Annotated in this window: 8 protein-coding genes; 4 read left to right on the top strand and 4 right to left on the bottom strand. The window is 62.6% G+C overall.

Annotated features, from left to right (window positions below; all coding sequences use genetic code 11):
• Nucleotides 1–32: 32 nt before the first annotated feature.
• The gene (locus JQ567_RS34535) at nucleotides 33–1280 is read right to left on the bottom strand and encodes a putative DNA modification/repair radical SAM protein (protein WP_212442959.1); all 1248 of its coding nucleotides are present in this window, start codon (nucleotides 1278–1280) and stop codon (nucleotides 33–35) included.
• A gap of 165 nt (nucleotides 1281–1445) precedes the next feature.
• On the opposite strand from JQ567_RS34535, the gene JQ567_RS34530 reads away from it, so the two are divergent.
• From JQ567_RS34530 to JQ567_RS34515, 4 genes are all read left to right on the top strand, one after another.
• A complete protein-coding gene (locus tag JQ567_RS34530; protein WP_212442958.1) occupies nucleotides 1446–2240 on the top strand; it encodes an ImuA family protein in 795 nt (264 codons plus the stop codon).
• A complete protein-coding gene (locus JQ567_RS34525; protein ID WP_409363652.1) occupies nucleotides 2131–3840 on the top strand; it encodes a Y-family DNA polymerase in 1710 nt (569 codons plus the stop codon). Before JQ567_RS34530 ends, JQ567_RS34525 begins: the two co-directional genes overlap by 110 nt.
• An 11-nt stretch (nucleotides 3841–3851) precedes the next feature.
• On the top strand, nucleotides 3852–7289 hold the full coding sequence (locus JQ567_RS34520) for an error-prone DNA polymerase (protein ID WP_212442984.1): 3438 nt from the start codon (nucleotides 3852–3854) through the stop codon (nucleotides 7287–7289).
• Between the two features lie 337 nt (nucleotides 7290–7626).
• Complete coding sequence (locus tag JQ567_RS34515; protein ID WP_212442956.1) at nucleotides 7627–8730, top strand: helix-turn-helix transcriptional regulator; 1104 nt, start codon at nucleotides 7627–7629, stop codon at nucleotides 8728–8730.
• A 136-nt stretch (nucleotides 8731–8866) separates the two neighbouring features.
• On the opposite strand, the gene JQ567_RS34510 is transcribed toward JQ567_RS34515, so the two are convergent.
• The 3 genes from JQ567_RS34510 to JQ567_RS34500 form a co-directional block, all read right to left on the bottom strand.
• Nucleotides 8867–9055 carry a hypothetical protein gene (locus tag JQ567_RS34510; RefSeq protein WP_212442955.1) on the bottom strand — a complete coding sequence of 63 codons (189 nt, stop codon included), beginning with the start codon at nucleotides 9053–9055 and terminating at the stop codon, nucleotides 8867–8869.
• A 188-nt stretch (nucleotides 9056–9243) separates the two neighbouring features.
• Nucleotides 9244–10770, bottom strand: a complete 1527-nt coding sequence (locus JQ567_RS34505; protein WP_212442954.1) for an ABC-F family ATP-binding cassette domain-containing protein — start codon at nucleotides 10768–10770, stop codon at nucleotides 9244–9246.
• Between the two features lie 374 nt (nucleotides 10771–11144).
• Nucleotides 11145–11915: an SDR family NAD(P)-dependent oxidoreductase gene (locus JQ567_RS34500; protein WP_212442953.1), complete on the bottom strand. Its 771-nt coding sequence runs from the start codon at nucleotides 11913–11915 to the stop codon at nucleotides 11145–11147.
• Nucleotides 11916–12564: the final 649 nt, after the last annotated feature.

Below are 12564 nucleotides of genomic sequence, written 5' to 3'. Positions count from 1 at the left end.
TTGCTTCGCTTCGCTCGCAATGACGCCGTTACTCAAAACCCAAACCCCAATTGCGTCGCCTTCGGCCTGAATCGTTCCGCCAAACGCGCTCCGTCGAGCAGATGCGGGGAGGGGCGGTGATCGCTGAGAACGATGAACGGCAGCGCCTTGTTCCTCGGGATGTGCAGCCGGGCGAGGTCGGCCGCACGGATCGATGTCACGCGGCGCGTGGCGATGATGCGATCGACGGCCTTGCGGCCGAAGCCGGGCACGCGCAGGTCCTCGCGGCTGGCCCGGTTCACATCGAGCGGAAAGCGGTCGCGGTGCCGCAATGCCCAGGCGAGTTTGGGATCAATATCGAGCGACAGCATGCCGGCGCTTTCATCGACGATCTCGCCGACGTCGAAGCCATAAAACCGCATCAGCCAGTCGGCCTGATAGAGCCGGTGCTCGCGGACCAGCGGAGGAGCCGACAGCGGCAACGCGCGGCTGGCATCCGGGATCGGGCTGAAGGCGGAATAATAGACGCGTTTGAGTTTGTAGGAGCCATAGAGATTGGCGCTGGTATGGAGAATGGTTTTGTCGTCGGCCGCATCCGCGCCGATGATCATCTGCGTGCTCTGGCCCGCCGGTGCGAAGCGCGGCGGCTTTGCCTTTGTTACGGTCTTGTTGTTGTTATTATTGTTGTCTTGCGCGTCATCGAGCTTGAGCCGCAACCGGCCCATGGTGCGGCGGATCGCGCGCACGTCTTTTTCCGGCGCGAGTTTGGCAAGGCTGGCTTCCTCGGGCACCTCGATGTTGATGCTGAGCCGGTCGGCATATCTGCCGGCCTCGGTGATCAGCGCATCATCGGCTTCCGGAATGGTTTTCAGATGGATGTAGCCGCGGAAGTGATGCTCCTCGCGCAGTTTTCGCGCGACCGACACCACTTGCTCCATGGTGTAGTCGGCGCTGCGAATGATGCCGGAGGAGAGAAACAGGCCTTCGATGTAATTGCGGCGATAGAAGTCGATCGTCAGCTTCACCACCTCGTCGACGGTGAAGCGCGCCCGCGGCACATTGCTGGAGGTGCGGTTGACGCAATAAAGGCAATCATAATTGCAGGCATTGGTGAGCAGGACTTTGAGCAGCGAGATGCAGCGGCCGTCCGGCGCGTAGGAATGGCAGATGCCCATGCCTGATACGGTCGAGCCGAGGCCCTTGCCGTCGCTGGAATCCCGCTTCTCGGTGCCGCTGGAGGCGCAGGAGGCGTCGTATTTGGCGGCATCGGCCAGGATTTCCAGCTTGCGTTGCACGTCCATCACTTGAATCCCTTTGATTCTGCTCATGAATCGTCTGAGTAGTAATCCCGATTGACTCTGCCGGGCCTGTTAGCTTTATATTAGAACATATCATGAACAAATGAGCCAGCAGCGGGTTCATTTCAAAACCAGCGATGGCCACGATTTCTTTGAGGGAGCGGCGCAATGACCGGCGCACGCCTAAACACGCTTGCAAGTTTGCGCGGCCGCATCGAGCGCATCGAGGCGGGCGCGGATACGCACGCGCTTCACAAAGTGGCGCTCGGCCATGCCGAGGCCGATGCGACGCTGTGCGGCGGCCTTGCCCGCGCCGCGGTGCATGAAGTCTTTGCCGAAGGACATCAGGGTGCGGCGGCGACGGGATTCATCGCGGGCCTTGCGGGACGGGTGACATCGCGCCGGCCGCTGGTCTGGGTGCGGCAGGATTTTTCGGAAATCGAATCCGGCGCGCTGTCGATGAGCGGGCTCGCCGAACTCGGTCTTGATCCGCGGCTGCTGGTAACCGTGCGCGCCGCCGATGCCGACGCCGCGTTGCGGACCGCCGCCGACGCGCTGGCCTGCGATGCGCTGGGCGCCGTGGTGCTGGAAGTCTGGGGCGAGCCGCGCCAGCTCGATCTCGTCGCCAGCCGCAAACTGACTTTGGCAGCGCAGGCTTCCGGCGTCACCGCATTGCTGTTGCGGCTCGCGGCGACGCCGCAGCCCTCGACCGCGGAGACAAGGTGGATCGTGCGCGCGGCGCATTCGCCGCCCTCAGCTCCCTGGCATGCGTGGGGCGCGCCGGTGTTCGACGCCGAGCTCGTTCGTAACCGTCATGGCCCGGTTGGGCGGTGGATCATGGAATGGAAATGTGATGAGTGCCTTTTCAGCGAACCGGCGGCGAATCCTCAGCCTGTGGCTGCCACGCCTGCCCATCGACCGCATCAAGCGGCAGCTTACGCAGGGCAGCGTCGCGCGAGTTGAAAATAATTTTCACCACGCGGATGCTGCGCCCCCTCTCCCGCTTGCGGGGGAGGGTCGGGGTGGGGGTGTCTCCGCGAGTCACACTGTTCGTGTGTCCCCGCGAGCGGGAGAGGCAACCCCCACCGTCGTCGTCGCCAAGCAAAACAACGCGCTGCAGATCTATGCGCTCGATGATCTCGCGGCGCGCTCCGGCCTCGAGATCGGCCTGCCGCTCGCCAATGCCCGCGCGATCTGTCCGGAATTGACGGTGTTCGATGCCGATCCGGTCGCGGACGCCAAGACGCTTGGCGATATCGCCGACTGGTGCGATCGCTTCACGCCGCTGGTGGCGCTCGATCCCCCGCACGGGCTGTATCTCGACATCACCGGCTGCGCCCATCTGTTCGGCGGCGAACGCGCGCTGCTGCAGACCCTGTGCGGCGCGCTGACCCGCAGAGGCTTTGTCGTCAGCGCTGATATCGCCGGCACCTCGATCTGCGCACGTACGATGACGCGCCATGCGTCAGGGAAAATCATTGCCGATGGCGAGGAGGCTGACGCCGTCGGCCCGCTGCCGGTCTCGGCGCTCGGCGCCGATAGTGCGATCACCAGCGGTCTTCGCCGCGCCGGCCTAAAAACCATTGGCGATGTCGCCGCGCGCGGGCGCCACGAGATCGCGGCGCGATTTGGCGCCGGCTTCACGACTTTGCTCGAACACGCGCTGGGGCAGGGCGATGCGCCGATCAGCCCACGAAAACCGCTGCCGGATTACATCGTCGAAAAACGCTTTCCCGAACCTGTCGCGACAGACACTGTGATCGCGATTAATCTGTCGGCGCTCGCAGGCATGCTGGTCACCGCGATGGACAAGCAAGGCAAGGGCGCGCGGCGGCTGGAGGCGAGTTTCTTCCGCACCGATGGCGCAGTGCGCACGATCACGGTCGATACCGGCCGTCCCGTGACCAGGCCTGAGGTGATCGACCGGCTGTTTCGCGAGCGGCTCGATGCCTTGAACGATCCGCTCGATCCCGGCTTCGGCTTTGACCTGATCCGTCTGTCCGCCAGCCGCACCGAAATCGTGGTGCAGCAGCAGCGCGACCTCGACGCCAATGTCCATGACAATGACGAACTGGCCGCCCTGATCGATCGCATCGCGGCGCGGATCGGGGGAAAGCGCGTCGTCGTGCATCTGCCGCAGGACACCCATATCCCGGAACGCGCGGTGCTGGCGGTATCCGCGCAGCATCATCTGGCGGCCGCGACGCAAGCCGCCTGGCCTGATCGAATCGAGAGCGAGCCGCCGCTGCGGCCGCTGCGGCTGTTCGAAAGACCTGAGCCCATCAACGTGCCGTTTGCATCCGTTCCCGACGGGCCGCCGCATCAATTCACCTGGCGGCGCGTCACCCATGCGGTGGTACGGGTGGAAGGTCCCGAACGTATCGCGATGGAATGGTGGAAGCAGAATGGCGAGGCGCTGACGCGGGATTATTTCCGGATCGAGGACGCGGAGGGATTGCGCTTCTGGATCTACCGCGACGGGCTTTATGAGGGCGAACTCAGAAGCGACGAGGAGGGCGAACCCGTTCTGCCCAAATGGTTCGTGCACGGGCTGTTCGCATGAACAGCCCCGGTGTGCCAGCGCCTGCCTATGCCGAAATCGGCATCACCACGAACTTCTCCTTCCTGCGCGGCGGCTCTGATCCGCGCGCCTATGTGCAGGAGGCGAGCCGGCTTGGTATTCCCGTGATCGGGATCGCCGATCACAACACGCTGGCCGGCGTGGTGCGCGCTTACAAGGAGCTCGAAAATCCGGAACTTCTGCGCAAGCCAAAGCTCCTGATCGGTTCGCGCCTCGTCTTCATGGACGGCACGCCGGATATTTTTGTTTATCCGCGCGACCGTGCCGCCTATGGCCGGCTGTGCCAGTTGCTTACCCGCGGCAAACGTGGCGGCGATACTGAGCGGATCGCCAAGGGCGAGTGTCATCTGAAACTGGATGACCTCCTGGAATTTTCCGAAGGCCAGCTCTTGGTGCTGACGCTGTCGCATCGTTTCGACTCGGCCGGCGCCTTGAAAATCCTGGACCGCCTGAAGGCGAGCCGCGCCGATGGCGTGTGGCTGGCCGCGAGCCTCCTATACCGTGGCGACGACCGCCGCCGGCTGGCGCGGCTGCATCTGATATCGCTGACGGCCAAGGTGCCGCTGCTGGCGACCAACGAGGTGCTGTACCACGATGCCGCCCGCCGCCCGCTGCAGGACGTACTGACTTGCATCCGCGAAAAGACGACGATCGAGGCCGTCGGCAAGCGGCTCGAGGCCAATGCGGAACGCTATCTCAAGCCGCCGCACGAAATGGTGCGGTTGTTTCGCGATCTGCCGGACGCGATCGCCGAGACCATGCGCTTTGCCGGCCGTATCACCTTCTCGCTCGACCAGCTCAAATATCAATATCCGGACGAACCGGTACCGCCGGGCAAGACCGCGCAGCAGCATCTGGAAGATCTGACATGGCAGGGCGTTATCAGCTATTTCGGTGGAGAGATCGATGACACGCTCCGCGCTACCTTGCGCAAGGAACTGGCGCTGATCGCCGAGCTCAACTACGCGCATTATTTTCTCACCGTGCACGATATCGTCCATTATGCGCGCAGCCAGAACATCCTTTGCCAGGGCAGGGGATCGGCGGCGAATTCGGCGGTCTGCTATGTGCTCGGCATCACCTCGGTCGATCCGACCAAGGTCGATCTGTTGTTCGAGCGGTTCATTTCCAAGGAACGGCTGGAGCCGCCCGACATCGACGTCGACTTCGAGCACTCGCGGCGCGAAGAGGTGATGCAATATGTCTACCGGCGCTACGGCCGCCACCGCGCCGCGATCATTGCCACCGTCATCCATTACCGGCCGCGCAGCGCGATCCGCGACGTCGGCAAGGCGCTGGGGCTGACGGAGGACGTCACCGCGGCGCTGGCCGATACGGTGTGGGGCAGCTGGGGCAAGGGCCTCAACGAGATGCAGGTCCGGCAGGCCGGGCTCGACCCTGCGAATACGATGATCGAGCTTGCGGTGGCGCTTGCGACCGAACTGATCGAATTCCCCCGGCATTTGTCGCAGCATGTCGGCGGCTATGTGCTGACGCAGGATCGGCTCGATACTTACGTGCCGATCGGCAACGCCGCGATGGACGACCGCACCTTCATCGAATGGGACAAGGACGACGTCGACGCCTTGCACATGATGAAGGTCGACGTGCTGGCGCTGGGCATGCTGACCTGCATCCGCAAATGCTTTGATCTCATCGCCGATCACAAGGGTGAGCGATACGAGCTGGCCGATATCAAGTCTGAGGACGACGACGAAGTTTATCAAATGCTGCAGAGGGGTGAATCGCTCGGCGTGTTCCAGGTCGAAAGCCGCGCCCAGATGAACATGCTGCCGCGTTTAAAGCCGCGGACCTTCTACGACCTCGTCATCGAAGTTGCGATCGTGCGGCCCGGCCCGATCCAGGGCGATATGGTGCATCCCTATCTCAAGCGCCGCAAAATGCGGCTTGAGGATATCGAATATCCCTATCCGAAGGGCGGCAACAAGGATGAGCTGCGCAACGTCCTGCATAAAACATTGGGCGTTCCCTTGTTCCAGGAACAGGCGATGCGTATCGCGATCGAGGCGGCGGAATTTACCTCCGAGGAAGCCAATGGATTGCGCCGCGCCATGGCAACGTTCCGCAATCTCGGAACCATCGGCAAGTTCGAAGCCAAGATGGTCGGCAACATGATCCGCCGCGGCTACGATCCCGAGTTCGCCAATAATTGCTTCAACCAGATCAAGGGTTTTGGCTCTTACGGTTTTCCGGAAAGCCATGCCGCGAGTTTTGCGCAGCTCGTCTATGTCTCGTCATGGCTCAAGCATTACCATCCCGACGCGTTCTGCTGCGGGCTCTTGAACTCGCAGCCGATGGGCTTTTATGCGCCTGCGCAGATCGTCGGCGACGCCCGCAAGAACGGCGTCGAGGTGCGCGGGATCGACGTGTCACACAGCTTTGCGCAGAACACGCTGGAAGAGGGCGAAGGAAAATATTGCGCCGTCCGGCTCGGGTTCCGGCAGATCGATGGTTTCAAATGGGCCGATCCGGATGAGGAAGGGTTAAAAAGGAGTTTGCTGTCGTTCCGGGGCGTCGCGGAAGCGACGAACCCGGAATCTCGAGATTCCGGGTTCACGCTTCGCGCGCCCCGGAATGACGGTGGAGGGAGCGGAGAAGACTGGGCCGACCGCATCATCGCCGCCCGAACGCGCCGTCCCTTCACCTCGCTGGAGGAATTCGCCCGCGACACCGCGCTGCCCAAGCGCGCGCTGATCCTGCTGGCGGATGCCGATGCGTTCCGTTCGCTCGGGCTCGATCGCCGCGCCGCGCTGTGGGCGGTGCGCCGGCTGCCGGACGACGTGCCGCTGCCGCTGTTCGAGATAGCGGTGGCGCGCGAGCAGCCCGACGAAAACGCCAAACCGCTGCCTGACATGCCGCTGCCGGAGCAGGTGGTTGCCGACTATCAAACCATCCGGCTGTCGCTGAAGGGCCATCCGATGGAGTTTTTGCGCGCGAAGTTTTCAAAGGAGCGCATCGTGCCTTGCGAACATATCGCGCATCGCAACGACCGGCGTCATGTCCGCTGCGCCGGCGTGGTGCTGGTGCGGCAGCGTCCGGGCAGCGCCAAGGGCGTCGTCTTCATGACGCTGGAGGATGAAACCGGGATTGCCAACATCGTGGTGTGGCCGGCGGTGATGGAAAAGTACCGCAAGGAAGTGATGGGCGCGCGCCTGATCCTGGTCGAGGGCTACATCCAGAGCAGTCCGGAACAGGTGACGCATCTGGTCGCGCAGCGGCTGTTCGACCGCTCGCACGATCTGATCGGTCTCGCCAACGATGCACTCAGCCGCAAGCATCCGGTGCCGGCGGGCCCTGCGCTGATCGAGCCGCTCAACGACGACCGCCGCGACCACCCCGAGACATCGGCGCAAAAGATCCGCCATCCGCGCAACGTCCGCATCCTGCCGCCGTCGCGGGATTTTCATTGAGGTGCGGAGCCATGACACGCCTTAAAACGGCATGCCGCAAAATGAAATGGCCGCTGGAGGTGAATCCAGCGGCCGCCCGGGAAGAATAAAATTGATTGTTTAAGAATCCTCTAGCCCCCGGTGACCTTAATTTTAGCCGACGCGATGCGATGCTTCGAGTCAAAATTGGCCGACCTGCTGCGAAAGCGCTGGTAACGTTACCTGCCGGTCTCACCCAAATGGGGGTGGCGTTGGACGGTTCCTTGTCGGAACCTGCAGCAGCGCAGAATCGGACTCGGTGGAACTCGTCTTGCACGCCGGTTTCGAAGCGCGTGGCTGAAGTGGCATAGGCTGACCAATGGGGACGAAGGTGGACGTTGGCCGGTTGCAGTCGATCAGCACCCGGCTGGGCGATGCAGTGATCGATCCTGCGATGTGGCCTGCCTTGATGCAGGACATTTGCAGCGCCAGCAGCTCAGCGGCGGCATGCCTGCTGCAAAGCGACGTCCGGACGCCCGATGTGCCGATGACGGATTCCGGGCGGGAATTTTTCAAATCCTATTTCGACAATCGCCTCCACGAAAACGACATCCGCGCGGTTCGCGGTGTGCCGTTGTTGCTCGCGGGCCGTCAGATCGTCAGCGACCAGGACATCTTCACCTCTGAAACGGAAATGCTTCGCGATCCCCTGTATGCGCATGCGAACAATTTCGGGCTGCGCTGGTTTGCGGTTATCGGATTTTTTGCAGGCTCCGCGTTGTGGGGTTTTTCCATCCAGCGCACGATCGGTGAGGGAGCTTTTGACGAATCCGAAAAGGCGGCGCTTGCCGGCCTGTCCCAGCGATTGACCGAGACCGCCACGCTTTCCACCGCGGTAGGAAGGGGCGTGCTGTCCGGCATCACCAATGCCTTGGCCTTCATCAAGCGCGCCGCGATCGCGCTCGACCGGTTCGGATCGGTCATCGACATCAATCCGTCTGCGGAAGCCGCCCTTGGCGGCGATATAAGGATCATCGGGCAGCGCCTCGTCATCAGCGACAGGCGGGCCCAATCGGCGTTCAATAATTTCCTCGACCGGCTGAGAACGGCCTCCGACGTCGATGCGCTTGGCGTTGCGCCCATCGTGGTCCGCCGCGCCGGCAAGCTGCCGATCGTCATCCGTGTGCTGCCGGTCGATGGCGCGGCGCGCAGTCCGTTTCTCGGGGCCCGCGCCATTCTCATCATCTCCGGCTTCGATGAAGGCGAGGCCGAACAGTTGGCCATGCTGCGCCAGGCCTTCCGCCTGACGCCATCGGAAGCGCGCATTACCCTGTGCCTGGCCGGCGGCAAGTCGCTGGAAGAAGCCGCGCAGGAAATGGGAATAGCGCATGAAACGGTGCGATCGCATTTGAAATCGATATTCCGCAAGACTGACACCCACCGGCAAGGCGAGCTGGTGGCGTTGTTGGGCCGATTGCGATGAACTGCGTGCTGACGACGAAGAAAATCCGGGCGCGGGATCTCACGAGAGGTCCGACATCGCAAGCTTTGGAATCAACACCGCTTGGCTTGGCATGAAGGAGACCGCCAAATCGGGCGGCCTCCTTCATGGCCGGTGGTCAGTAGGGGGCGGGGGCGGGGGCGGTGGGGGCGGGGAGCTTCCCCCAGGGAGCGAACTTATTCAGCCGCATGCCGCCGACCACAGCGTCGAGCGCTGCATCGTCGAGCAGGCGAACCGGCTGGTCGTTGCGATCTGAATTCCTGGACTTGGTCATTGCCGTCTCCCGTTTTCCCTGCAGCGAGACCATTCCCGCCATCCCTGATGACAGGGATACGCTTCGGGCAGGGTAGGCGCCGTGACGCATGTCACACAGCAAGCTGGGCTATCCCGCGGCGCTAGAGCTTCGGTTCTGATTGAATCAGAACCGAAGCTCTAGACTCTTGTTTTGACGCGTTTTCTTCACGCGAACCGGTATCCACTTCGCTCGAAAACGCTCTAATTCCCTGCACTGACCGCTGCAAACAGCCCTTCCGGTTCCTCCAGTTCGACCAGCTTCTTCTTTTCGATCAGCCAGAAACGATTCCCCACCGTCCGCACGAAGTTGCGGTCATGTGACACCAACAGGCAGCTTGCCTGATGAACCATCAATTCAGCCTCCAGTGCTTCCTGCCCCTCGATATCCAGATGATTGGTGGGCTCATCGAGCAGATAGAAGTTTGCCTGGGCAAGCCGCAGCAACAGCATGCCCAGACGCGCCTTCTGTCCGCCGGAAAGCTGGCCGATCGGGCGGCCCTGCATCTCGATCGAGAGGCCGGCACCCGCGAGCAAGGTGCGCGCACGCTGATCGCCGACATCGAAGCGGCGGATGATCGCGTGTGTCGGAGTGTCGGCATCAGCAAGACCGGCAAGCGCCTGATCGCAATAGCCGAGAACGAGCGACTGCGTGGCCTTGATGCCGGCGTGCACCGCGTCTCGATTTTCGATTGCCGCGCGCAGCTTGGCGACGAACCGGGTCTTGCCGGCCCCGTTCAATCCCAGCAACACGATCCGGTCTCCCTTGCAGATGAACTGCTTGCCGGTCCGAAACAGCAGCCTGCCATCCGGCGTCTCGACCGCGGCGTCGTCCAGCGTCACCATCACCTTGGCGTGGGTTCCGCGATTGGCAAGCCTGATTGTGCCCGCGGATCGTTCGAGATGCGTGGGCTTTGCCGCATCTTCCAGTTTTTCGGCCCGCTGCTTCAACTGCCTGGTCTTTGACAACAGCAGGTCGCTGCCGGAATTGATGCCGATGTTGCTCAGCTTCGCAGCCTGCTGGCGCAGCTGTTGGGCGGTCTTGAGGTCATGCTGATAGCGCCGCTCGTCCGATGCGTCCACTTCGCGGAGTGCGGCGCGTGCCCGTGTATAGGGCAGCGAAAACAGCTGCGACTGCTCCGGCCGCAGGAACAGCGTCCGGTTCGTGGTCGCATCGAGAAAGGCGCGGTCGTGGCTGGATATGACGACGGGCATCTCGCGCGGCAGCGCGTTCAGCCAGTTTTCAAGCTGGCTGATCCTGGTGAGGTCGAGATGGTTGGTCGGCTCGTCGAGCAGCAGCACGTCGGCCTCCGTCATCAGCACGCGCGCAAGCATGGCAAGCCGCTGCCAGCCGCCGCTCAACTGTTTCAGCGGCCTCTGCCGCAACGCCTCGGGCACCTCAAGCGATTCCAGGGCAACATCGACCCGCCAGCGCTCGCTGATCCGTTGTTCGGCGGAAAGCGCCTCGAGCACGGCTGCATAGAGGGGTGTCTCCATCAGAGCTTCCGGCACGTTCTGCTCGACACAGCCCACCGTCAGCCCGCGCGATCGGGTGATCTCGCCCTCGCTCGCTTCCATGGTGCCGGCCATACAGCGCAGCAGGGTGGATTTTCCGCGGCCGTTGGCGGCGACCAGCCCGATCCGGTCGCCGGGATTGACGACGAGGTTCAGCCGGGAAAACAGTGGCGCGCTCAGCGTCACGCCGAGATTGCGGATCGTAATAAGCGTCATGATCGTTCTCTGGTCCTGCCGGCGATCACGATATCCGGGGCACGCAGCCATCGTCGGATGTCGGTGTCAAAGCGCGGCGATGAATGAGAATGCAGGCGCGAGCGTTAAGAACGCGCAACGCCGCATGGCCACGAAGGGCAGACCAGGAAGAAGTTCAGAAGTCGCTGGTCAGCCCTGCAAACGCATTTGCAGGGCGTTGACCGGGCCACGCTGGCGATAGTGCCGGAAGAACGTCATCATCGCGCGGCCCTCCTTTCTCGGTTGAGTGACGTCAAAATAACGCGCTCCGCACAGGAGAGCAAGCCAAAGTCTCGCCAAGTCAATTGTCGAGTCAATCGTCAAGTCAATCCGGGCAGCTGGCGACGGGTAACGTATCAGAAATTCACCCGGTTCGAGATCGCGCCGTCGACGATGAGGTTCGATCCCGTCGTGAATGAAGACGCCGGGCTCGCCAGGAATACGGCGGCGTTGGCGATTTCCTGCGGCGTCGCCATGCGGCCGGTCGGGTTGCGTGCCAGCGTGTCCTGATAGCGCTTCGGCATGTTCTGCTCGATCATGTTCCAGACGCCGCCCTTGAAATAGACCGTGCCGGGCGACACCACGTTGACGCGGATTTTCTTCGACGCGTATTGCCGCGCCAGGCCCTTGGCCATGTGGACCAGCGCCGCCTTGATCGGACCGTAGGAGCTGGCGTTGTCGGCCTGTGCCGCCGAAACCGACGAAATGATCACAAAGGCGGCGTCGCCGCTCTTCTCGCCGCTCGCTTCGAGGAACGGACGCGCGGATTCGAACGCATTGACGGCGCCCAGCACGTCGAGCCGGAAGTTCTGCTCCCAGGATGCGACATCGCCGCCTTGCGCCATGGCGCCGGCATTGGAGAACAGCATGTCGATGCCGCCGAGTTCTGCAGCTGCGCCGCCGATCCACGATTTCAGCGCCGCCGCGTCGGTGATATCGACGGAAGCGCCGGTGGCCTTGACGCCCCGCGCTTTCAGTTCCGCAACGGCGCTCGTGACCTGATCGGCGTTACGCGCGCAAACCGCGACATTGCCGCCTTCGCCCGCCAGCGTGTCGGCAATCGCCCGCCCAATGCCGCGCGTGCCGCCGAGTATGACGGCGTTTCTTCCCTTCAAGCCCAGATCCATTTTGTTTTTCCTTTGTTGTCTCGCGACACTGTAGCAGAACCGCAGGGCAGGCAAAGCGATCCTCGCGCGAGGCGCAATGTCTCACAGCGTCCATGCCTTGTCGCGGGTCGTCGAATCGCGGGTCGGCGTTCTCCTCCTCGCGGCAAGGAGCGGGTTGCCGTGGGGTAAAACTCGCCCGACGGCCGCGCCCGGCGAAGCCGGGGCAAATCACTTCTGTTATTCAGAAATAATGTCAAGCCCCAAAATAAAAAATATTTCGCTTTTCCAGAAGGCAAATCAGGGGCATGTCTTTGGCCATCCCGTCCCACTCAGAGGGCGTCGGCCGTCGTCACGGACGTTGGACGGGTTGCGGTGGACGCTGAAGTGCTGGCGACGAACGGCACTGAAGCGTACGGCGAAGTCGTGTGGTCCTGGCGCCCCGTTGCTGGCGTCAAGTCCTTGAGAAGCCAAACGCTGATCAGGAGCGATGGTGGCAAGAAAGCCCGTTCACCAGGGAGAGCACGATATAAGTCGTAAAGCCATTGCGCAGGGAAGGCCGGGTGTTCTCCGCTGCCCTGTATGCTCGTGTGCATTTTGTTTTGTGCAAACCGCACGCGAGACCGCGGGTGCAGCGCGCACCCGGTCTTCCCTGCGCCCTCTCATTTGAGGG

This window comes from Bradyrhizobium sp. AUGA SZCCT0431 (assembly GCF_018131065.1).
In the GTDB taxonomy this organism is placed as follows: Bacteria; Pseudomonadota; Alphaproteobacteria; order Rhizobiales; family Xanthobacteraceae; genus Bradyrhizobium.
Note: the sequence above shows the minus strand (reverse complement) of the source record. Positions and strands in the feature narration are given on the sequence as shown.

What these genes read in the sequence shown, in the direction of transcription:
- JQ567_RS34535 (WP_212442959.1), bottom strand. Translation starts at nt 1,280, where the DNA reads ATGGACGTGCAACGCAAGCTGGAAATCCTGGCCGATGCCGCCAAATAC.
- JQ567_RS34530 (WP_212442958.1), top strand. Translation starts at nt 1,446, where the DNA reads ATGACCGGCGCACGCCTAAACACGCTTGCAAGTTTGCGCGGCCGCATC.
- JQ567_RS34525 (WP_409363652.1), top strand. Translation starts at nt 2,131, where the DNA reads ATGAGTGCCTTTTCAGCGAACCGGCGGCGAATCCTCAGCCTGTGGCTG.
- JQ567_RS34515 (WP_212442956.1), top strand. Translation starts at nt 7,627, where the DNA reads ATGGGGACGAAGGTGGACGTTGGCCGGTTGCAGTCGATCAGCACCCGG.
- JQ567_RS34510 (WP_212442955.1), bottom strand. Translation starts at nt 9,055, where the DNA reads ATGGTCTCGCTGCAGGGAAAACGGGAGACGGCAATGACCAAGTCCAGG.
- JQ567_RS34505 (WP_212442954.1), bottom strand. Translation starts at nt 10,770, where the DNA reads ATGACGCTTATTACGATCCGCAATCTCGGCGTGACGCTGAGCGCGCCA.
- JQ567_RS34500 (WP_212442953.1), bottom strand. Translation starts at nt 11,915, where the DNA reads ATGGATCTGGGCTTGAAGGGAAGAAACGCCGTCATACTCGGCGGCACG.